Source organism: Enterobacter sichuanensis, from assembly GCF_002939185.1.
GTDB classification, from domain to species: domain Bacteria; phylum Pseudomonadota; class Gammaproteobacteria; order Enterobacterales; family Enterobacteriaceae; genus Enterobacter; species Enterobacter sichuanensis.
Window position 1 is genome coordinate 1 of sequence record NZ_POVL01000058.1, and the last position, 21,181, is coordinate 21,181.

General features: G+C 55.0%; 24 protein-coding genes. 10 read left to right on the plus strand and 14 right to left on the minus strand.

What is annotated here, in order from left to right; all coding sequences use genetic code 11:
- Positions 1–113: 113 nt before the first annotated feature.
- From C5687_RS20385 to aspA, 5 genes are all read right to left on the minus strand, one after another.
- Entirely contained in the window at positions 114–689 is a 576-nt protein-coding gene (locus C5687_RS20385) for a transcriptional regulator (protein WP_104557680.1), read from the minus strand.
- 49 nt (positions 690–738) lie between these two features.
- Positions 739–2,430: a protein-disulfide reductase DsbD gene (locus C5687_RS20390; protein WP_104557682.1), complete on the minus strand. Its 1,692-nt coding sequence runs from the start codon at positions 2,428–2,430 to the stop codon at positions 739–741.
- On the minus strand, positions 2,406–2,729 hold the full coding sequence (cutA, locus tag C5687_RS20395) for a divalent cation tolerance protein CutA (protein WP_025758221.1): 324 nt from the start codon (positions 2,727–2,729) through the stop codon (positions 2,406–2,408). Before cutA ends, C5687_RS20390 begins: the two co-directional genes overlap by 25 nt.
- A gap of 113 nt (positions 2,730–2,842) precedes the next feature.
- The gene (locus C5687_RS20400) at positions 2,843–4,144 is read right to left on the minus strand and encodes an anaerobic C4-dicarboxylate transporter (RefSeq protein WP_013095257.1); all 1,302 of its coding nucleotides are present in this window, start codon (positions 4,142–4,144) and stop codon (positions 2,843–2,845) included.
- 116 nt (positions 4,145–4,260) lie between these two features.
- Complete coding sequence (gene aspA / locus C5687_RS20405) at positions 4,261–5,697, minus strand: aspartate ammonia-lyase (RefSeq protein ID WP_003855923.1); 1,437 nt, start codon at positions 5,695–5,697, stop codon at positions 4,261–4,263.
- A 335-nt stretch (positions 5,698–6,032) separates the two neighbouring features.
- Between aspA and C5687_RS20410 the strand changes: the two genes are divergently transcribed.
- Positions 6,033–6,497, plus strand: coding sequence for an FxsA family protein (locus C5687_RS20410; protein ID WP_025758222.1), 465 nt, complete (start codon positions 6,033–6,035; stop codon positions 6,495–6,497).
- Positions 6,498–6,533: 36 nt separating this feature from the next.
- Here the strand turns inward: C5687_RS20410 and yjeH are convergent, their stop codons facing one another.
- On the minus strand, positions 6,534–7,754 hold the full coding sequence (yjeH, locus tag C5687_RS20415; RefSeq protein ID WP_104557684.1) for an L-methionine/branched-chain amino acid transporter: 1,221 nt from the start codon (positions 7,752–7,754) through the stop codon (positions 6,534–6,536).
- Between the two features lie 179 nt (positions 7,755–7,933).
- Between yjeH and C5687_RS20420 the strand changes: the two genes are divergently transcribed.
- From C5687_RS20420 to C5687_RS20430, 3 genes are all read left to right on the plus strand, one after another.
- The gene (locus tag C5687_RS20420; protein WP_003855929.1) at positions 7,934–8,227 is read left to right on the plus strand and encodes a co-chaperone GroES; all 294 of its coding nucleotides are present in this window, start codon (positions 7,934–7,936) and stop codon (positions 8,225–8,227) included.
- Positions 8,228–8,258: 31 nt separating this feature from the next.
- Positions 8,259–9,902, plus strand: coding sequence for a chaperonin GroEL (groL, locus tag C5687_RS20425; protein WP_025758225.1), 1,644 nt, complete (start codon positions 8,259–8,261; stop codon positions 9,900–9,902).
- Positions 9,903–10,036: 134 nt separating this feature from the next.
- The gene (locus C5687_RS20430) at positions 10,037–10,390 is read left to right on the plus strand and encodes a DUF4156 domain-containing protein (RefSeq protein WP_025758226.1); all 354 of its coding nucleotides are present in this window, start codon (positions 10,037–10,039) and stop codon (positions 10,388–10,390) included.
- A 61-nt stretch (positions 10,391–10,451) separates the two neighbouring features.
- On the opposite strand, the gene epmB is transcribed toward C5687_RS20430, so the two are convergent.
- A complete protein-coding gene (gene epmB, locus C5687_RS20435; RefSeq protein ID WP_025758227.1) occupies positions 10,452–11,480 on the minus strand; it encodes an EF-P beta-lysylation protein EpmB in 1,029 nt (342 codons plus the stop codon).
- A 40-nt stretch (positions 11,481–11,520) separates the two neighbouring features.
- Here epmB and efp point away from each other — a divergent pair, with 40 nt between their 5' ends.
- The 3 genes from efp (at position 11,521) to ecnB (ending at position 12,522) form a co-directional block, all read left to right on the plus strand.
- Positions 11,521–12,087, plus strand: a complete 567-nt coding sequence (gene efp / locus C5687_RS20440; protein WP_025758229.1) for an elongation factor P — start codon at positions 11,521–11,523, stop codon at positions 12,085–12,087.
- A gap of 48 nt (positions 12,088–12,135) precedes the next feature.
- Positions 12,136–12,267, plus strand: a complete 132-nt coding sequence (locus C5687_RS20445) for an entericidin A/B family lipoprotein (RefSeq protein ID WP_104557686.1) — start codon at positions 12,136–12,138, stop codon at positions 12,265–12,267.
- Positions 12,268–12,375: 108 nt separating this feature from the next.
- Entirely contained in the window at positions 12,376–12,522 is a 147-nt protein-coding gene (gene ecnB, locus C5687_RS20450; RefSeq protein WP_003025482.1) for a lipoprotein toxin entericidin B, read from the plus strand.
- Between the two features lie 39 nt (positions 12,523–12,561).
- Here ecnB and C5687_RS20455 read toward each other — a convergent pair whose 3' ends face one another.
- The gene (locus C5687_RS20455; protein WP_059386965.1) at positions 12,562–13,161 is read right to left on the minus strand and encodes a helix-turn-helix transcriptional regulator; all 600 of its coding nucleotides are present in this window, start codon (positions 13,159–13,161) and stop codon (positions 12,562–12,564) included.
- Positions 13,162–13,422: 261 nt separating this feature from the next.
- Here C5687_RS20455 and sugE point away from each other — a divergent pair, with 261 nt between their 5' ends.
- Entirely contained in the window at positions 13,423–13,740 is a 318-nt protein-coding gene (sugE, locus tag C5687_RS20460) for a quaternary ammonium compound efflux SMR transporter SugE (protein WP_006178944.1), read from the plus strand.
- Here the strand turns inward: sugE and C5687_RS20465 are convergent.
- Positions 13,737–14,267 (minus strand): lipocalin family protein, encoded by a 531-nt coding sequence (locus tag C5687_RS20465; protein ID WP_104557688.1) that lies wholly within the window; start codon positions 14,265–14,267, stop codon positions 13,737–13,739. The two genes, sugE and C5687_RS20465, sit on opposite strands and share 4 nt — an antisense overlap.
- A gap of 106 nt (positions 14,268–14,373) precedes the next feature.
- A complete protein-coding gene (blaACT, locus tag C5687_RS20470; RefSeq protein WP_104557690.1) occupies positions 14,374–15,519 on the minus strand; it encodes an ACT family cephalosporin-hydrolyzing class C beta-lactamase in 1,146 nt (381 codons plus the stop codon).
- 132 nt (positions 15,520–15,651) lie between these two features.
- Here blaACT and ampR point away from each other — a divergent pair, with 132 nt between their 5' ends.
- Positions 15,652–16,527 carry a LysR family transcriptional regulator AmpR gene (ampR, locus tag C5687_RS20475; RefSeq protein ID WP_047957584.1) on the plus strand — a complete coding sequence of 292 codons (876 nt, stop codon included), beginning with the start codon at positions 15,652–15,654 and terminating at the stop codon, positions 16,525–16,527.
- 29 nt (positions 16,528–16,556) lie between these two features.
- Here ampR and frdD read toward each other — a convergent pair whose 3' ends face one another.
- The 4 genes from frdD to frdA are packed head-to-tail and all read right to left on the minus strand — an operon-like array spanning position 16,557 to position 19,850.
- Entirely contained in the window at positions 16,557–16,916 is a 360-nt protein-coding gene (frdD, locus tag C5687_RS20480) for a fumarate reductase subunit FrdD (protein WP_000609653.1), read from the minus strand.
- Positions 16,917–16,926: 10 nt separating this feature from the next.
- Positions 16,927–17,322 (minus strand): fumarate reductase subunit FrdC, encoded by a 396-nt coding sequence (frdC, locus tag C5687_RS20485; protein ID WP_025758238.1) that lies wholly within the window; start codon positions 17,320–17,322, stop codon positions 16,927–16,929.
- A gap of 10 nt (positions 17,323–17,332) precedes the next feature.
- Positions 17,333–18,067, minus strand: a complete 735-nt coding sequence (frdB, locus tag C5687_RS20490; protein WP_028016426.1) for a fumarate reductase iron-sulfur protein — start codon at positions 18,065–18,067, stop codon at positions 17,333–17,335.
- On the minus strand, positions 18,060–19,850 hold the full coding sequence (gene frdA / locus C5687_RS20495; protein WP_045286606.1) for a fumarate reductase (quinol) flavoprotein subunit: 1,791 nt from the start codon (positions 19,848–19,850) through the stop codon (positions 18,060–18,062). The genes frdB and frdA overlap by 8 nt, the downstream gene beginning before the upstream one ends.
- A gap of 310 nt (positions 19,851–20,160) precedes the next feature.
- On the opposite strand from frdA, the gene epmA reads away from it, so the two are divergent.
- The gene (epmA, locus tag C5687_RS20500; RefSeq protein ID WP_095452381.1) at positions 20,161–21,138 is read left to right on the plus strand and encodes an elongation factor P--(R)-beta-lysine ligase; all 978 of its coding nucleotides are present in this window, start codon (positions 20,161–20,163) and stop codon (positions 21,136–21,138) included.
- Positions 21,139–21,181: the final 43 nt, after the last annotated feature.

Sequence of the window (21,181 nt, forward strand, 5' to 3'; positions counted from 1 at the left end):
AGCGCATTAAACCGTAATCGCGACCGGGCGTCAACATTATTTCGGGAAAAACGGTTCAACTGCTTAACTTTACGGCAATGTGCTGGCTTCTGCAGCAAAAAGCTAAACTACGCTTACGTCAACGCCCCACCCATTCGGCACTGGGCAAAGCGCAGAATATCTTCCGCCAGACGATGGGCCGTATCCACATCGGCCTGGCTACGGTTCACCAGCATGCGGCTCAGGCAGCCTTCCAGCACCAGCTCCATCTGTTTAGCTACCATTGCCGGGTCATCCACTTCCAGACGGGTCAGCAGCTCGTGAGTGAAGTCATGCGCTGCCCGTTTTTGCTGATCCGCCAACTGATGGATAGGGTGACCAGGATCGGGGAAATAGGTACAGGCGGCGATGAACAGACAACCCGGATAGCGGTTGTTGCTGACGCATTCGGTCAGGGCCGTATAGCGCGCCAGCAACTTTTGTTCCGCGGTCAGATCTTCATTCAGCATCAGCTGCCTGCGCCAGACATCAACCTGCTGGCTGAGATAGCGCAGGGCATCATAAAGCAGCGCCTCTTTATCCGGCCAGAAGCGCTTAAGTTCATCCACGGGGTAATCGATACGGTCGGCTACCATCTCAAGCGTGGTGCTGGCGATCCCTTGAATCTCTAGTAATTGCAGGGCTTGTCCCAGTACGTCTTCGCGTTGCACGGTTTTCTCCTCCGCTATTCCCAACGGTTTGTCCCGTTTAAAGTGTTGTTTACGGTTGGCGATTGCGCAAATGCGCGCTGAATGCCGTTGCATCCATAAACCCGGTGACACGCTGTTCTGGCTGCTCTTCCCCCTGTTCATTGAAGAACAAAATGGTGGGCAGACCAAGAACGTTAAGGTGTTTCAACAGCGCCTTGTCCTGCGCACTGTTGGCGGTGACGTTTGCCTGGAGCAGCAGCGTCTCATTCAGCCCGCGTTGCACCTGTGGATCGCTAAAAGTGTATTTTTCAAATTCTTTGCAGGCGACACACCAGTCTGCATAGAGATCGAGCATCACCGGTTTACCTTTCGCCTCCGCCAGAGCGCTGTTGAGTTCTTCCACGTTCTTAATCTGGGTGAAGTTCAGATGCGCCTGCGTCTGACCGACGGGTGAACCAAACGCCCAGTCCTGCAGTGGGCGTACGCTTACCAGCGCGGCGGCGAGCAGAAGAATTTGCACCAGGCGCATGCACGCTTTTTTCGCCCCCAGGCTGACGATAAACGCCCAGGCAAAGAAGGTCACACCGAGCATCGCCCACAGGCGCATACCCCAGACGTCACCGATGATGCGTTCGAGAAGGAAAACGGGCAGCGCGAGAATGACAAAGCCAAACGCGGTTTTCACCGTCTCCATCCACGGGCCGCTCTTTGGCAGCAGGCGGTTGCCAAATACTGTCACCAGCACCAGCGGCAGGCCCATGCCCAGCGCATAGAGATAAAGTGTTCCGCCCCCAAGCCACATATTACCGCTCTGGGCGATATAGAGCAGGATGGCGCTCAGCGGGGCGGTGGTACAGGGAGAGCAAATTAATCCGGCGATGGCCCCCATGACAAACACGCCACCTGCCGACCCCCCTTGCTGACGGTTACTCATCAACGTTAAACGGGTTTGCAGCGCCGACGGCAGCTGCAGGGTAAACAGGCCGAACATCGACAATGCCAGCAGGATGAAGACAACCGACAAGCCAATCAGCACGTAAGGGTGCTGAAGGGCGGCCTGGAACTGTAACCCCGCAGCGGCAACCACAAGGCCAAGGGCGGTATAGGTTAACGCCATCCCCTGCACATAAATAAAGGCCAACAGCAGGGCGCGTGCGGTGGAAAGGCGTTGCTTACCCCCCAGCACGATGCCGGAGATAAGCGGATACATCGGCAGTACGCAGGGAGTAAAGGCAATGCCAATGCCAATCAGTAAGGCCCAAAGCGCTGAGAATGGAAGGTCAGCGCGATCTTCACGCGTCTCGCCGGGTGAAGAAGGGGAAAAGGCAGCCGCCGCCTTCACTTCGCTGAGGGGAACGATCTTCGTTTCTGGCGGGTAGCAGAATCCGGCATCCGCACAGCCCTGATAGGTCACCGTCAGGGTCGCGCCTTTATCCGCCTGATTCACGGTGACGGGCACGCTTAAACGCTGGCGGTAGATCTCACTCTTGCCGTAAAACTCATCCTTGTGCCACTCGCCGGCAGGCAGCTGTAAAGCCCCTACGTTTGCCTGGGCAGGGGTAATGCTTACCTGCTTGCGGTAGAGATAATAGCCCTCTTTCACCTGCCAGGTGAGGGTCAGGTCGTGCTGGTTTTGTTGAAAATCAAAAACAAACGCCTGATCGGCCGGAATGAAGTTCGAACGGCCGGGTGCGTCAAACAACCCGGCAAAGACTGATGTGCTGCACAGCAGCAGGATCAGCGTAAGGAAGCGTTGAGCCATGAGAGATAGTCGTTATCACCGTGGAGCACGGGCAATACCAGCAGCTCCGGAGTTTGGTAAGGATGATGAGATTTGAGGCAGTCGAGCAGCGCCTGCTGATTCGCCTGATTGGTTTTGAGCAACATCTGGACTTCGTACTCCTGCTCCAGTTTGCCCTCCCAGTAGTAAAGGGAAGTGGCACCGGGAAGGAGCGTTACGCAGGCGGCCAGTTTTTCGGCCAGCACTTTGGCGGCGAGATCCTGGGCGGAAGCTTCATCAGGGGCGGTACACAGTACGACAACAGCATCAGGCGTGTTCATAAGTCGACCTCCTCATCACGAAAGGCTTCACTATATCACGCAAGACAATAGGTCATTAATGAAACGGGCCGCAGAGCGGCCCAATTTTAACTATTTTTACAACCCGCAACGGTTTACAGCACCACGCCCCCGATGATAAAGCCGAGGATGACGCACAGCGTAATCGCGACCACACCTGGGATCAGGAATGCATGGTTAAACACGTACTTACCGATACGGGTAGAGCCGGTGTCATCCATCTCTACCGCCGCCAGCAGGGTTGGGTAGGTTGGCAGCACGAACAGGGCAGAGACGGCAGCAAACGAGGCGATGGCGGTTAACGGCGTTACGCCCAGCATCAGTGCCGCAGGCATCAGCGCTTTGGTGGTCGCCGCCTGAGAGTAAAGCAGGGTGGCAGCAAAGAACAGCACGACCGCCAGCAGCCACGGATAGTTGTGCAGCAGGTCGCCAGCGACGGTCTGGATATCACTGATGTGCGCTTTCACGAAGGTATCGCCCAGCCAGGCCACACCCAGCACGCACACACAGGCGCTCATACCGGATTTGAAGGTGCTGGCGTTCAGCACTTCGCTGGTATCAATTTTACAGGTGATGCTAATCAGCGTGGCGATGGTCAGCATGAATACAACGATCGCTTCGTTACGCGGCAGGACCGGGTTCTGGATCAGACCTACGGTGTCACTGATGGCGGTCGCGTAGAACATGACGGCGACGATACCGATCAGGAACAACACCACAGAACGTTTTGCGTGCGGCTTCAGCTTGAAGACCTGGCTGCCGCGCAGGCTCACTTCACCCTTGGCAAGGCGTTCCTGATAAACCGGATCGTCTTTCAGTTCAGCGCCAAGGAAGTTACACAGCACAGCGGTGATCATTACCGCAATCAGCGTTACCGGAATACAGATCGCCAGCAGTGTCAGGTAGCTCACGCCCATGGGTTCCAGGATACCGGCAAAGAACACCACCGCCGCGGAGATAGGCGAGGCGGTTATCGCAATCTGGGACGCCACCACCGCAATGGAGAGTGGGCGAGACGGACGAATGCCCTGCTCTTTTGCCACTTCGGTAATCACCGGCAGCGTGGAGAAGGCGGTGTGGCCAGTACCGGCGAGAATGGTCATAAACCAGGTCACCAGCGGGGCAAGGAAGGTAATGTACTTTGGATGACGGCGCAGCATACGCTCCGCCAGACTGACCAGATAGTCCATGCCGCCAGCCACCTGCATGGCGGCGATAGCGGCAATAACGGCCATGATGATTTCGATAACGTCAAACGGGATAGCGCCGGGTTTAATCTGAAAGATAAGGGTAAGAACGAGCACCCCGAGACCGCCGGCAAAACCGATGCCGATACCCCCGAGTCTTGCTCCCAAATAAATCGCCAACAGGACGATGACGAGTTCTGCTCCAAACATAAGGACCTGCCTTGCTTATTAACAAGTTGATATTGAATTGTTGTATTTTGGTAACGCCTAAAAAGAAAAAAGGCACGTCACAAGTGACGTGCCTTTCGGAAGCTTAGCCTGAACGGTTACTGTTCGCTTTCATCGGTATATCGTTTCGCTTTATATGCCGGGTGCATCAGGTTCTGGGCCGAGAAGATATCGTCCAGCTCGGCTTCGGTCAACAGCCCACGCTCCAGCACCACTTCACGCACGCTCTTACCGGTTTCGGCGCAAATCTTACCGACGATGTCGCCGTTGTGGTGACCGATGAACGGGTTGAGGTAAGTGACGATCCCGATGGAGTTATAGACATAACCTTCACAGACTTCTTTATTCGCTGTGATGCCGTTAATGCATTTTTCCAGCAGGTTGTAGCAGGCGTTAGTCAGGATGTGGATGGATTCGAACATCGCCTGACCAATCACTGGCTCCATTACGTTCAGCTGCAGCTGACCCGCTTCGGAGGCCATGGTCACGGTCGTATCGTTACCGATGACTTTGAAGCACACCTGGTTCACCACTTCTGGCACCACCGGGTTTACTTTGGCCGGCATGATGGAGGAACCCGCCTGCAGTTCTGGCAGGTTGATTTCGTTCAGGCCAGCGCGCGGGCCGGAAGAGAGCAGGCGCAGGTCATTACAAATTTTGGACAGTTTCACCGCCAGACGTTTCAGGGCACTGTGTACCATGACGTAGGCGCCGCAGTCTGAGGTGGCTTCAATCAGGTCTTCTGCAGGCACAACTGGCAGGTTAGAGACTTCCGCCAGCTTCTGTACCGCCAGCTGCTGATAGCCGTCCGGGGTGTTCAGACGTGTACCGATGGCGGTGGCGCCCAGGTTCACTTCCAGCAGCAGTTCGGAGGTGCGCAGCAGGTTTTTAGTTTCTTCGTTCAGCAGCACGTTAAACGCGTGGAACTCCTGACCGAGGGTCATTGGCACCGCGTCCTGCAGCTGGGTACGACCCATTTTCAGGATATCCTGGAACTCAACCGCTTTGCGCTGGAAGCCATCGCCCAGCTGGTTGATCGCGTCCACCAGTTTCACCACAGAGGCATACACCGCGATACGGAAGCCGGTAGGGTAGGCGTCGTTGGTGGACTGGCATTTGTTCACGTGGTCGTTCGGGTTCAGGTACTGGTATTCACCTTTCTGGTGACCCATCAGCTCCAGGCCAATGTTTGCCAGTACTTCGTTGGTATTCATGTTGACGGAGGTACCCGCGCCGCCCTGATAGACGTCAACCGGGAACTGGTCCATGCATTTTCCGTTGTTCAGCACTTCATCGCAGGCCGCGATAATCGCATTTGCCGCGCTTTTAGGAATGGTTTGCAGCTCTTTGTTGGCCAGTGCTGCGGCTTTCTTCACCATCACCATGCCACGGACAAACTCAGGGATGTCGCTGATTTTGCTGTTGCTGATGTAGAAGTTTTCAATCGCTCTCAGAGTGTGAACACCGTAGTAGGCATCCGCTGGAACTTCCCTGGTACCCAACAAGTCTTCTTCGATACGAATGTTGTTTAACATGTGAACCTTCTTTTCAAGCTGCCGATGGATTGTACTAAACACACAGTATTTATGTGGTTTTGAATATTTTCTGGCCGACGATTATTCCCTCAATCAGCCAGATGCCCGAGATCATATGCTGATGATAGCGAATTGCCGTAATCTGGATCACTTATTATCGACCCGATTCCATGATAATTATTAATCTGTGAAATGAGTCACCGCTTTAATATTTCCAAAAAAAATATCCGTGCAAACTGATTGAATTTTCGCTAACCGTCACCATCTCATACAAACGCGCGTCGCGAACACATTCAGACAGGGGCTTGATGGCCTCTGCCACACAGGAGATGCCAGTGCGCTGGATACCGTTTATCGCTTTCTTTCTCTATGTTTACATTGAGATTTCCATTTTCATCCAGGTCGCCCATGTGCTGGGCGTCCTGCTGACCCTGATTCTGGTGATTTTCACCTCCGTCATCGGCATGTCGCTGGTGCGTAACCAGGGCTTCAAAAATTTCCTGATAATGCAGCAAAAGATGGCCGCAGGCGAAAGCCCGGCAGCAGAGATGATCAAAAGCGTATCGCTGATTATTGCCGGTCTGCTGCTGATCCTGCCGGGGTTCTTCACCGACTTCCTCGGCCTTCTGCTGCTACTGCCGCCGGTGCAAAAGCACCTGACCATGAAGCTGCTGCCGCATCTGCGCTTTAGCCGTATGCCGGGCGGTGGTTTTAGTACCGGGCCAGGGGATACCTTTGAAGGGGAGTATCAGCGTAAGGATGAACAACACGACCGTTTAGATCACAAAGACGATCGGTGATTTTGTTGCCCGGTGGCGCTTCGCTTACCGGGCCTGTTAAAGCGCCAGCCACAGCCCCGCCAGCATGATAATGGCGTACAGACTTTTCCATCCCACCATCACCAGTAACAGCAGGCAAAGCATACCTCCCACCGCGGCCAGGGCTTTATAGCGACCGCTCAGCAGACGGCAACCCGCCAGCATGCACAGCAGATAGATCATGATGAAAATACCGTTGGCGTAGACGATGAGCGCGTCCAGATTGATCTTCAGTGCGTAAATGCACAGCGTACTCACCACGCAGCAGCCCAGCACGGCATTCAGAGCATTCAAGGGAAGCTGACGTCTGGACAGGCGCGCAAGGCGGCTCTGTGGCTTCTCGCGCGCCTGTGACCACACCAGACGGGCAAAGCTCTGGATGTAAATATTAAGGCTGGCAAAACAGGCCAGATAGCCAATTACGCAGGCGATCCACAGCGCCTTCACGCCAAACAGTTCAACCACGATACCCGGCAGTGATGCCGCGGCGGCGAGATCCGCTCCGAAAGCGTTGAAGTGCAACACCAGCACGGTACAAGCCCAGTAGACCGTACCTGCCAGCAGCAGGCCGATTATCAGCGCGCGGGGAAAATCACGTTCAGGCTGCTTAAATTCCGACGCCAGATGGGCAAAGGCTTCCAGCCCGACAAAACACCAGAACATGACGGAGAGCGCGGCAAAAAGCTGTGAGTGGTTGACGTCCGTCACGGCCGGGAAGGGAATCTCTTTTACGGTGATATCGCCCGCCCACCAGATAGCGGCAACGAGCGCGACAATCAGCACCGCAACCAGTGTCTGCAGGTTGGCGCTGGAGCTGGCTCCGCGTGAACCCACCCACCAGACGATAGCCAGCGTACCCAGTTCGGCCAGCAGCAGTTGCTCGTCATGCCAGCCAAACAGCGCCTGGCCAAAGCCGGTCGCAATATGCAACGCCGCAGGCAGCCCAACCGGAATGACGGAGAGAAACAGCCAGCCGGTCACACGCTCCAGTCGCGGGCCAAAGGCCAGCCCGACAAAATGTGCCACGCCGCCCGCGCTGGGGAAATGCCGCCCCAGGATGGCAAACACAATGGCAATCGGGAAAACCAGCACAATCAGAACGGGCCACGCCCACAGACTGTTATTGCCGGCTACCAGTGCCGCCAGTGCGGGTACGGCGAACACGCCCGTTCCTAACAAGGAGGTTGAGAGCAGGCCAACGCCTTGCGCCAGCCCCAGTTCCTGCTTGAGTCCACTCATTGACATCGCCCAGCCAATACCAAAAGAGAGGCGATGGTAACACTTTCGCAAATTTTTTTTTCAACTCCCCCTTGAAGGGGTAAAAAGCTATCCCCATCTCTCAGGGCACTAGTCGGAAAACCGCATGCGGGCCGGCGTCATCCATAACTGATAATGACTTTCTCAAAGGAGAGCTATCAATGAGTATTCGTCCGTTACATGATCGTGTGATCGTCAAACGTAAAGAAGTTGAAACCAAGTCTGCTGGCGGTATCGTTCTGACCGGTTCTGCAGCAGCCAAATCAACGCGTGGCGAAATCATCGCTGTCGGTAAGGGCCGCATCCTGGAAAACGGAACTGTGCAGCCACTGGACGTTAAAGTTGGTGACATCGTAATTTTCAACGATGGCTACGGCGTGAAATCCGAGAAGATCGACAATGAAGAAGTGTTGATCATGTCCGAGAGCGACATTCTGGCAATTGTTGAAGCGTAATTTACGCACGAGAATTTGAGGAAATAAGAACATGGCAGCTAAAGACGTAAAATTCGGTAACGACGCTCGTGTAAAAATGCTCCGCGGCGTAAACGTACTGGCAGATGCAGTTAAAGTGACCCTGGGCCCGAAAGGCCGTAACGTAGTGCTGGATAAATCCTTCGGCGCGCCAACCATCACTAAAGATGGTGTGTCTGTTGCACGTGAAATCGAGCTGGAAGACAAGTTCGAAAACATGGGTGCGCAGATGGTGAAAGAAGTTGCCTCTAAAGCGAACGACGCTGCAGGCGACGGTACCACCACCGCGACCGTACTGGCGCAGGCGATCATCACCGAAGGTCTGAAAGCCGTTGCGGCAGGCATGAACCCAATGGATCTGAAACGTGGTATCGACAAAGCTGTCGCTGCTGCTGTTGAAGAACTGAAAGCGCTGTCCGTACCGTGCTCTGACTCTAAAGCCATTGCTCAGGTAGGTACTATCTCCGCTAACTCCGACGAAACCGTGGGTAAACTGATCGCAGAAGCGATGGACAAAGTCGGTAAAGAAGGCGTTATCACCGTTGAAGACGGTACTGGTCTGGAAGACGAACTGGACGTGGTTGAAGGTATGCAGTTCGACCGCGGTTACCTGTCTCCATACTTCATCAATAAGCCTGAAACTGGCGCTGTTGAGCTGGAAAGCCCGTTCATCCTGCTGGCTGACAAGAAAATCTCCAACATCCGTGAAATGCTGCCAGTGCTGGAAGCCGTTGCAAAAGCAGGCAAACCGCTGGTTATCATCGCTGAAGATGTTGAAGGCGAAGCGCTGGCAACGCTGGTGGTCAACACCATGCGCGGCATCGTGAAAGTGGCTGCGGTTAAAGCACCTGGCTTCGGCGATCGCCGTAAAGCGATGCTGCAGGATATCGCTACCCTGACCGGCGGTACCGTGATCTCTGAAGAGATCGGTATGGAGCTGGAAAAAGCGACCCTGGAAGACCTGGGCCAGGCAAAACGCGTTGTGATCAACAAAGACACCACCACCATCATCGATGGCGTGGGTGAAGAAGCCGCTATTCAGGGCCGTGTGGGTCAGATCCGTAAGCAGATCGAAGAAGCGACTTCCGATTACGACCGTGAAAAACTGCAGGAGCGCGTAGCGAAACTGGCAGGCGGTGTTGCGGTAATCAAAGTAGGTGCTGCGACCGAAGTTGAAATGAAAGAGAAGAAAGCGCGCGTTGACGATGCCCTGCACGCGACCCGTGCTGCGGTAGAAGAAGGCGTTGTTGCGGGTGGTGGTGTTGCGCTGGTGCGCGTTGCCGCGAAACTGGCTGGCCTGACTGCGCAGAACGAAGATCAGAACGTGGGTATCAAAGTTGCGCTGCGCGCAATGGAAGCTCCTCTGCGTCAGATCGTGTCCAACGCCGGTGAAGAGCCATCAGTCGTAGCGAACAAAGTGAAAGCGGGCGAAGGTAACTACGGTTACAACGCAGCCACTGAAGAATACGGCAACATGATCGACTTCGGTATCCTGGACCCAACTAAAGTGACCCGTTCTGCTCTGCAGTACGCGGCATCTGTAGCGGGCCTGATGATCACTACCGAGTGCATGGTGACCGACCTGCCTAAAGGCGACGCACCAGACTTAGGTGCTGCAGGTATGGGCGGCATGGGCGGTATGGGCGGCATGATGTAATCGTGCGCTTTACCGCTTAGAATGTGAAAAACCCCCGGGCAGAAATGCTCGGGGGTTTTTCTTTTGGTCATCTTTTAGGTATAAGATTTACACACGGACAACTACTGTCCAGCTTATTGAAAACGAGGAATAACATGCGCGTAAAAGTCTGTGCAGGGATCGTAGGGGCGGCGTTGCTGCTGGCAGGTTGTAGTTCCAGCAATGAGCTGTCGGCAGCGGGCCAGGGTGTTCGCTTTGTAGAAGATAAGCCGGGCAACGAATGCCAGCTGTTAGGCACGGCAACCGGTGAGCAAAGTAACTGGATGTCAGGCCAGCATGGCGAAGAGGGCGGTTCAATGCGCGGTGCGGCGAATGCCCTGCGTAATCAGGCTGCGGCAATGGGCGGGAACGTGATTTACGGCGTGAGCAGCCCAACGCAGGGAATGCTGTCCAGCTTCGTGCCCACGGCCAGCCAGATGAGCGGCCAGGTCTACAAGTGCCCGAACTGATCGCCTTCTACTCTCTCCCTTAGCACCTGTAGGGCAGGTAAGCGTAGCGCCACCTGCCTTTTTAGCTCTGCCTTAGCTGCAAATCCAGCGGCGTCTTGCTCGGCTCACCGCCAATCTCACGTGCCAGCTTCGGCACCATATAGCCTGACACCAGCGTTAGCAGTTCACGCACAATCTGCCGGGCTTCTTCATCCGTCACCATGAAATGGGCTGCGCCCTGAACGCGATCCAGCACGTGCAGGTAATAGGGCAACACGCCTGCATCAAACAGGGCATTACTCAGGTCTGCCAGCACGCGGGCGCTATCATTCACGCCACGCAGCAGAACGCTCTGGTTCAACAGCGTTACCCCCGCCTTACGCAGACGCGACATCGCCGCGCGAAATGCATCGTCAATTTCATTGGCGTGGTTAATATGATTTACCAGCAGCACCTGCAACCGGGACTGCTCCAGTCGCGCCACCAGAGCGTCAGTGACACGTGCCGGAATGACAATCGGTAAACGGCTGTGAATGCGCAGACGCTTAATGTGCGGGATGGCTTCAAGCTGAGTCAGTAGCCAGTCCAGCTCATGATCTTTCGCCATCAGCGGGTCGCCACCGGAAAAAATAATCTCATCCAGCTCCGGATGGGCGGTGATATAGTCCAGCGCGACCTGCCAGTTGCGTTTATTGCCCTGGTTTTCGGCATACGGGAAGTGGCGACGGAAGCAATAACGACAATTTACCGCACAGCCGCCTTTTACCAGCAGCAGGGCGCGGTTGAGGTATTTGTGCAATAAACCAGGCACCACGCTGTTCTGTTCTTCCAGCGGATCGGTACTGTAGCCCGGCGCGGTAATGAACTCATCCTGAGAAGTAAGCGTTTGTTTTAACAAAGGATCGTCTGGGTTGCCTTTCTCCATTCTGGCAACAAACGCGCGGGGAACGCGCAGGGCAAAGAGGCGCTTAGCCTCCCGGCCTGCAAGCAACTCTGGGTGCTGATCGAGGTCTAAAAGACGCAGCAATTCATCAGGACTGGTGATTACATCGGCAAGTTGCGATAACCAATCTTCTCTGGACGGGGTGTTTAGGGTTACAATATGCGCCATTTTGTGGCTTAGCTACCAGTTAACAAATTTAGAGGGCCTTATGGCAACGTACTATAGCAACGATTTTCGTGCTGGTCTTAAAATCATGATGGACGGCGAACCGTACGCGGTTGAAGCCAGCGAATTCGTTAAACCAGGTAAAGGCCAGGCATTCGCACGCGTTAAGCTGCGCCGCCTGCTGACCGGTACCCGTGTTGAGAAAACCTTCAAGTCTACTGACTCCGCAGAAGGCGCTGATGTTGTTGATATGAACCTGACTTACCTGTACAACGACGGTGAGTTCTGGCACTTCATGAACAACGAAACCTTCGAGCAACTGTCTGCTGACGCGAAAGCTATCGGCGACAATGCCAAATGGCTGCTGGATCAGGCTGAGTGCATCGTGACCCTGTGGAACGGCCAGCCTATCGCTGTGACTCCACCGAACTTTGTTGAGCTGGAAATCGTTGAAACCGATCCAGGCCTGAAAGGTGACACCGCAGGTACCGGCGGTAAACCAGCCACGCTGTCTACCGGCGCTGTGGTTAAGGTTCCTCTGTTCGTACAGACTGGCGAAGTGATCAAAGTGGATACCCGCTCCGGCGAATACGTATCACGCGTGAAGTAATCATAAGGGCGCAGCGCCCGCTGCGCCTGTTTTTTGCAGGCAGGGATGATGAAACGTACCGTTAAAATTCTGCTTCTGTTAGCGTTCTCCGCTGTATTGCTTTCCGGCTGCAACACCACGCGTGGCATAGGACAAGACATCCAGGATCTCGGTCATATCATTTCGCACGCCGCCAGCTAAGTTCGTCTAATTTTCCTAAAAATGCTTCCTTTTCCGTCAAGTGGCGGGATCTTGTCTATTCTTAAGTTGCTATACACAAAACAACTTTGGCTATAAAAGGAAGATATTATGGTTAAGAAGACAATTGCAGCGATCTTTTCAGTCCTGGTACTTTCTTCAGTATTAACAGCCTGTAATACCACGCGCGGCGTCGGTCAGGATATTTCTGAAGGTGGTAGCGCAATCTCTGGTGCGGCAACAAAAGCTCAGCAGTAATGCATAAACGGTACGGGACCACACACGGGTTTCGTACCGTCAGCTTTCCGATTCCTGCAGGGATAAAAACGGTGAAAAACGCGTATCCATATGCAACTTCATACGAATATTGCGTTTATAGGTATAGACCGTTTTGCCGTTGATACTCAGGTGAGCGGCAATCTTCTGATTGCTGGCTCCATCCATCCATAACGTCAGCACTTTCTCTTCCTGTCGGGTCAGCAAGGGTGCCGCCATCGTTGGTCTTTCGGCGCTTGCGCGCGAGATTAATGCATCGTTGATGGCCGTAGCCACTTCTTCGAGACTGGCATTTTTCAGCAACGACGACCATACCGGGAACTGCCCGAGCCAGTCTGTCATGCCGCTGTCCTCGCCCGATTGCAGCAAAATAAACGGTAACCGTTCGCTGGCGTTAAGCAAAGAAGAGAGCTGCTGAAAATGGTGAATCTCCTGCCGGAAGCCGTACAGATCAGCGATAACCAGCGTGGGTTTCCATTGCAGAATATGCTCCCTGGCCAGGAAAAGATTATTCAGGCCGGTCACAACATAGTGTCCCGGGAACAAACCGGAATGATTGAGCCATGCTTCAAACCCCGCGCGGGTGAAGTGACAACGGTCAATCAAAAGAATTTTGAACATATTTAATTCGCAGTCGGCTAGTGGTTTGGCTTCCTGCCATCAGAAAGCATATCATCATAGAGAAGTCGGATGAGTGCTAAATGCCGGAACTACGCGCCATACTGCGGCTATTTCTTGCCTTAACGTGTTCAGCAAAAAGGGATTGAAAAAAAATCGCTCGCTAACCACAATAGGGGGCGCAATCTCTGCCTTACGGGACGACCCGTAAGCGTTTCTTTCACCGGGGACGGCCCCAACTTGCATTAAGTTAAGGAGCCTGAAATGTCCTGGATCATTCTTTTCATTGCCGGTCTGCTCGAAGTGGTATGGGCGATTGGCCTCAAATACACCCACGGCTTTACCCGCCTGACGCCCAGCGTCATTACTGTGACCGCGATGATAGTGAGCATTGTATTGTTGTCCTGGGCGATGCGATCGCTGCCTGTGGGGACCGCGTATGCCGTCTGGACGGGCATTGGTGCGGTGGGCGCTGCCATCACGGGGATCCTGCTGCTCGGTGAGTCAGCGAGTCTGGCACGTATTGCCAGCCTCGCGCTGATTGTTGCCGGGATCATTGGGCTGAAACTCAGCACCCATTAATGGGGTTGTTTTACCCAGATGAGTTTTGACACATCAAACCCTTGCCGGGTCGCGACGTCCAGCATCTGCTGTTTCATCTCCGATGAAATCGTTGGCGCGCGGGAGAGTATCCACAGGTAGTTGCGATCCGGCCCGCAGACCAGGGCATGGCGATACTCTCTGTCGAGGGCGATCACGTTATACCCGCCATAGAAGGGGCCAAAGAACGAGACTTTTAGCGCAGCTCTTCGCGGGTCGCCGGTGAAGTACGCTTTCCCAACCGACTGTTGCCACATCTCTCTGTCGGGATTATAGCCACGGTTGATCACCTGAATACCGCCATCATCCAGCGGGCTGTAATGCGCCGTAACCTTCTCTAAGCCCTGCTCAAACCGATGGTCAAGACGCGCGATTTCATACCATGTTCCGAGGAAGCGTTGTGCATCAAAAGGCGTAACGACGGTTACGCCAGGAGGCGGGGTAGGGGAACTGCAGGCAACCACTAAAAACGCGGCTGTCACCGCGGCGATAACAGGCAGAATGCGCATAGGAGTTTCCTTACTGTTTTTTGTTAAGTGTAGATGACAGCAGGAAAAATGCGGCGGATTGTGCGGTGTGTTTCACCGGGTGGCGAAGTCGCCACCCGGCAATGTTTTACTGCAGCGCGTCGAGAATACGGTATGCCGTCTCAACGCGTGCCGGATTCGGATAGCTTTTATTCGCCAGCATCACAATGCCGAGCTGTTTTTCAGGAATAAATGCCACGTAGCTCCCAAACCCACCGGTTGAACCCGTTTTGTGTACCCAGGAGGCTTTAACCGGCGCTACCGGGGGATTGACTTCTCTGGCAGGCAACGGTGCCAGCGCCACCTTATTGTCGCTGCCCCCGACCACGGTTTTGGCATCGACCGGCCAGTTCAGCATTTCCCAGCCTAACCCCTGATACATGGCACCCACGCGCCAGTAGCGGGACTGTGCCAGGGTAATCCCTTGTTTGAGAGAGCTATCCTGAAGGGCGTCGGGGGCCATGTTTGCCATCACCCAGCTCGCCATATCTTTCACGTTGGTTTTTATGCCATAGGCTTCAGCGTCCAGCATCCCCGGTGAAACGTGTACTGCTTTACCGTCACGGTAACCCCAGGCGTAATGCGCCTCTTCCGCTTTTGGTACGTTAATCCACGTATGGTCGAGCCTGAGCGGCTTAAAGACCCGCTTCGTCATGGCCTCTTCAAAACTCATGCCGGAGGGTTTAACCGCGAGGGCACCAAAAAGACCGATGCTGGCGTTGGCATAAAGACGCGTGGTGCCCGGCTTCCACTGCGGCTGCCAGTTTTGATAAAAGCGCAGCAGAGAGGCGTTATCAGTGACGTCATCCGGTACCTGTAACGGCAACCCCCCTGCGGTATAGGTTGCCAGATCCAGCATGCGAATGTCCTGCCACTGTTTTCCTGTCAGCTCAGGCCAGTACCTTGTCACTGGATCGCCCAGTGAGATTTCATCGCGGGCAATCGCATCGCCACCCAATACGCCGGTGAAGGTTTTACTTATAGAGCCCAGCTCGAACAAGGTTAGAGGCGTAACAGGTTTATTCGCCGCGACATCCGCTTTACCAAAGGTAAAGTAGTGCGGCTGACCCTGATAAATTACCGCCACCGCCATACCCGGAATGGCCTGCGCGTTCATCAGCGGCGTAACGGCACGCTCCACCACCTTAGCCAGCTGTTTTTCTGACATGGGGGCGGCGAAGGCAGAGCAGGCAACGCTGAGCAGCAGGGCACAACTTAGGGATTTTTTCATCATCAGTTATCTTCCATAATCGCAGTTCGAGGGAGTGTCCGGGCCCGTCAGACCACTGTAGTCTGTTGGATTTGACTGTGGCTGACAAACGGTTAAATTTAGCATTAGCTGTTAATTTTTCTAACGGACGAGACCATGACACGCAGCTATCTTCCCCTTAATTCGCTTCGGGCGTTCGAAGCTGCCGCCAGGCACCTTAGTTTTACGCATGCCGCTATCGAACTGAATGTCACCCATTCCGCGATCAGCCAGCATGTGAAGGCGCTGGAGCAGCATCTGAACTGCCAGCTGTTTGTCCGCGTTTCGCGCGGGCTGATGTTGACCACAGAAGGCGAGAACCTGCTGCCGGTACTGAATGATTCGTTCGACCGTATCGCCGGTATGCTGGATCGTTTTGCCAGCCATCGGGCGCAGGAGAAGCTGAAAATTGGCGTGGTGGGGACGTTTGCCACCGGAATGTTATTGTCGCAGCTGGACGATTTTCGCCGCTGCTATCCGCATATTGATCTTCAACTTTCGACTCACAACAATCGCGTCGATCCGGCAGCCGAAGGGCTTGATTACACCATCCGTTATGGCGGGGGAGCGTGGCACGGTACGGAAGCGACGTTTCTTTGTTCTGCGCCGCTGGCGCCGCTTTGCACGCCTGACATCGCTGCCGCGTTGCAGACCCCGGCCGATATCCTGAAGTTTACCCTGCTGCGCTCTTACCGGCGCGATGAGTGGAGCGCCTGGATGCAGGCGGCAGGAGAAAACTCTCCTTCACCAACGCACCGCGTGATGGTGTTTGATTCGTCAGTGACCATGCTGGAAGCCGCGCAGGCAGGCACCGGTATTGCTATTGCCCCTGTTAATATGTTTACCCATCTGCTTAACAGCGAGCGCATTGTGCAACCTTTTACGACGCAGATTGACCTCGGCAGTTACTGGCTCACGAGGCTACAGTCACGAGCCGAAACCCCAGCAATGTGTGAGTTTACCCAGTGGCTGGTGGGGAAAATGCAGAAATAACAGGCCCGCCGGACGGCGGGCCAGAGGAGTCAGATCGTGACCACGGCAATCAGCGTCACTACGGTCAGGATGGTCGCCAGACCGTAGAACACCCATTTGCCGCTCGGGACATGGATTTTCAGGTCATGCATCGCATGGTGAATACGGTGCAGTCCACACCACAGCGGCAGGACGATCATCAGGAAGATGAACACGCGACCGATAAAGCTGCTCGCGAACGCCAGAACGCGTTCGTAGCTCAGCGCATCGCCCGGAAACAGCCCCAGTGGCAGCATAATGCCCACCAGCAGGATGATGACGGGAGCGATGATGGCACTCCACATGCCGCCTGCGCCAAACAGACCCCAGAAAACCGGCTCGTCAGAACGTTTTGGATTTGGATTGATCACAGTAGTCTCCTTACCAGAACAGTGCGACAAACAGAATGACCACAGTGACGAGAACGGTCACTGCCCAGAGCCCTTTAATGACGGGTTCTGGCCCCATTTTCTCGTCTTTAATGATGATATTCGCCGCTTTTGGCGCCAGTTCAAACCAGGTTTTGGTATGAAGCAGCGCAGCCGCGAGCACAATCAGGTTCAGCACGACAATGATTGGGTTTTGCAGGAAGCCAACAAAATTCGCCCAGGCTTCCGGGCCATGCTTGAGGGCAAATACCCCATACATCAGCTCCAGGCTGAACCAGACCGCCGGTACTGCCGTGCCTTCACGCAGCATGTAGAAGCGATAAAACGGCAGGTTTTTCCACCAGGTGGACGGCACTGGCCGCACATAGGCTTTGCGTTTAGTCGTCATCATGCACTCCTTAGCGTGGTTTCAGGGTAGCGATAAGAAAGTCTTTCGAGCTTTCCACTTTACCCTGCTGAATGGCGGCGGCCGGGTCGACATGCTTCGGACAGACTTCGGAGCAATAACCCACAAATGTACAGCTCCAGACACCGTTCTGGCTGTTAAGCTGCGCCATACGTTCTTTTTTACCGTGGTCACGGCTGTCTTCGTTATAGCGGTGCGCCAGGGTAATGGCGGCCGGGCCGATGAACTCAGGGTTCAGGCCAAACTGTGGACAGGCGGCGTAGCACAGACCGCAATTGATGCAACCGGAGAACTGATGGTATTTCGCCATCTGGGCCGGCGTCTGGGTGTTGGGACCCTGATCCGGCGTGCGCGGGTTGCCAATAATGTACGGCTTGATGGCTTCCAGACTTTCGATAAAGTGGGTCATATCGACCACCAGATCGCGCTCAATCGGGAAGTTACCCAGCGCTTCCACCTTGATGCCTTTGGTATAGTCACGCAGGAAGGTCTTACACGCCAGCTTCGGCACTTTGTTGACCATCATGCCGCAGGAGCCACAGATTGCCATGCGGCAGGACCAGCGGTAGCTCAGGTCCGGTGCCAGGTTGTCTTTGATATAGCCGAGCGCATCCAGCAGGGAAGTTTGCTCGTCGTAGGGCACTTCGTAGAAAGCGCTATGTGGCGCAGTGTCCACCTCCGGGTTGTAGCGCACCACTTCAACTTTCAGTTTTTGCATCTCAGCCATTCGCCTTCTCCTTCTTCTCGGCGGCTTCTGCTTCTGCACCGTACACGCGTTTTGCCGGTGGCAGCGTGGTGATTTTCACGTCGCTGTAGTCCAGACGTGTGGTGCCATCTGCATCGCGCCAGGCGAGCGTGTGTTTCAGGAAATTGACGTCGTCACGTTCGGTACAGCCTTCATCGAGCCGCTGGTGCGCCCCGCGTGACTCTTTACGCGCCAGTGCAGAGTGCGCCATACATTCCGCCACGTTCAGGCCGTGACCCAACTCGATGGTATAGAGCAGGTCGGTGTTGAAGACGCTGGAGGTATCGGTGATGCGAACGCGCTTGAAGCGCTCCTGCAGTTCCGCCAGCTTATCGACGGTTTTTTGCATCAGCTCAGGGGTACGGTAGATACCGCAGCCCTCTTCCATCGAAAGACCCATTTCATCACGAATTTTAGACCAGTTTTCGTTACCCTCCTGGTTCACCAGGTCTTTCAGCCGTTTTTCAACGTCGGCGACCTGCGCGTCCAGCGCGGCACTGTTGGCTTCGCCTGCGGTAGCCGCTCGCTCCATCGCGCGCTCACCCGCCATGCGGCCAAAGACGACCAGCTCCGCCAGCGAGTTAGAGCCAAGGCGGTTGGCGCCGTGCAGACCCACAGAGGAACACTCGCCCACGGCGAACAGACCTTTGATACGGGTTTCACACTGCTGGTCGGTTTCGATCCCGCCCATGGTGTAGTGCGCCGTTGGGCGGACCGGAATCGGCTCTTTCACCGGGTCGACACCCACGTAAGCTTTCGCCAGCTCACAGATGAACGGCAGACGTTCCAGCAGTTTCTTCTCGCCGAGGTGGCGCAGGTCAAGATGGACCACATCGCCGCGCGGCGTGGAGATGGTGTTGCCTTTACGCCACTCGTGCCAGAAGGCCTGGGAGACTTTGTCACGTGGACCGAGCTCCATATATTTGTTCTTCGGCTCACCGAGGGGTGTTTCCGGACCCATACCGTAATCCTGCAGATAGCGGTAGCCGTTTTTGTTGACCAGAATACCGCCTTCACCGCGGCAGCCTTCTGTCATCAGAATGCCGGAACCCGGCAGGCCGGTTGGGTGATACTGCACAAACTCCATATCGCGCAGCGGCACGCCGTGGCTGAGCGCCATGCCCATGCCGTCACCGGTGACGATGCCGCCGTTGGTGTTATAACGATAGACGCGTCCCGCACCGCCCGTTGCCATTACCACCGCATTGGCGCGGATCTGGACGAGCGTGCCTTCCATCATGTTCATCGCTACCAGGCCGCGCGCATGGCCGTCATCGACCAGAATGTCGAGGACGAAATGTTCGTCAAAGCGCTGAATTTGTGGGAACTGAAGAGAAGTCTGGAACAGGGTGTGCAGCATGTGGAAGCCGGTTTTATCGGCGGCGAACCAGGTGCGTTCTATCTTCATACCGCCGAAGCGGCGAACGTTGACGCTGCCGTCCGGACGGCGGCTCCACGGGCATCCCCACTGCTCAAGCTGGGTCATCTCCGTTGGACAGTGATGGACAAAGTAGTCAACGACATCCTGTTCGCAAAGCCAGTCGCCCCCTGCAACCGTGTCGTGGAAATGGTATTCAAAGCTGTCATGATCCTGCGCAACGGCGGCGGACCCTCCTTCTGCGGCCACCGTGTGGCTGCGCATAGGGTAGACTTTAGAAATCAATGCGATTTTAGCGTTGGGATTAGCCTGCGCTGCAGCAATCGCAGCACGTAATCCAGCCCCGCCAGCGCCTATTACGGCAAGATCGGCCTGAAAAGTTTGCACGACATTCCTCCAGATTTTTGTTATTTCGCAAGGCGACAAACTAAAGGTAGTTCACCTGTCCAAATGGACGATTGCGAAAGCGTTTCCACTGCTCCTTTATGGGTAAAACAGTATAACCGTGTAGATGTCAGGGAAATTTGACGTGTTCGATTTTTTTGCTGTTCTCCTCGGTGATTTATCACGGAGATTGATGAATTGCGTCACGCAATTGCTCACGTATATGAAATCCGCTTTTTTACTGCGCAAAATTTGTCTCTGTCCCTGCTAACGAGTAGACTTCGTGCCCTTGTCTGAAATCGGAGAAATACCCATGAGCGAAACGGCCACCTGGCAGCCGAGCGCATCCATCCCTAATCTGCTAAAACGCGCTGCAATTATGACGGAGATCCGCCGTTTCTTTGCCGACCGTGGAGTCCTTGAGGTGGAAACGCCGTGCATGAGTCAGGCAACGGTAACGGATATTCATCTGGTCCCGTTTGAAACCCGTTTTGTTGGTCCTGGCCACTCTCAGGGCATGAATTTGTATCTGATGACCAGCCCGGAGTATCACATGAAGCGCCTGCTGGCGGCGGGATGTGGTCCGGTGTATCAGCTGTGCCGCAGCTTCCGTAATGAAGAGATGGGGCGCCACCACAATCCGGAATTCACCATGCTGGAGTGGTACCGCCCGCATTATGATATGTACCGCCTGATGAACGAGGTGGACGATCTGCTGCAGCAGGTGCTGGACTGTTCCGAGGCGGAAACGCTCTCTTATCAGCAGGCTTTCCAGCGTTATCTGGAAATCGATCCGTTATCGGCGGACAAAACTCAGCTGCGCGAAGTGGCGGCAAAGCTCGATCTGAGCAACGTGGCAGATACCGAAGAAGATCGCGATACGCTGCTGCAGCTGTTGTTCACCTTTGGCGTTGAACCTCAGATTGGCAAAGATCGTCCAACGTTTGTCTATCACTTCCCGGCAAGCCAGGCCTCGCTGGCGCAGATCAGCACCGAAGATCACCGCGTGGCAGAGCGTTTTGAGGTCTATTACAAAGGCATTGAGCTGGCGAATGGTTTCCACGAACTGACTGACGCACGCGAGCAGCAGCAGCGTTTCGAGCAGGATAACCGCAAGCGCGCCGCGCGCGGCCTGCCGCAGCAGCCCATCGATATTCACCTGCTGGAGGCGTTAAAAGCAGGCCTGCCGGATTGCTCCGGCGTGGCGCTGGGGGTGGATCGTCTGGTAATGCTGGCGCTGGGCGCGGAGCAGCTTGGCGATGTGATTGCGTTTACCGTCGATCGCGCCTGACGGCATTTGACCCTCTCCCGTGGGAGAGGGTTGCTCCGCTTAT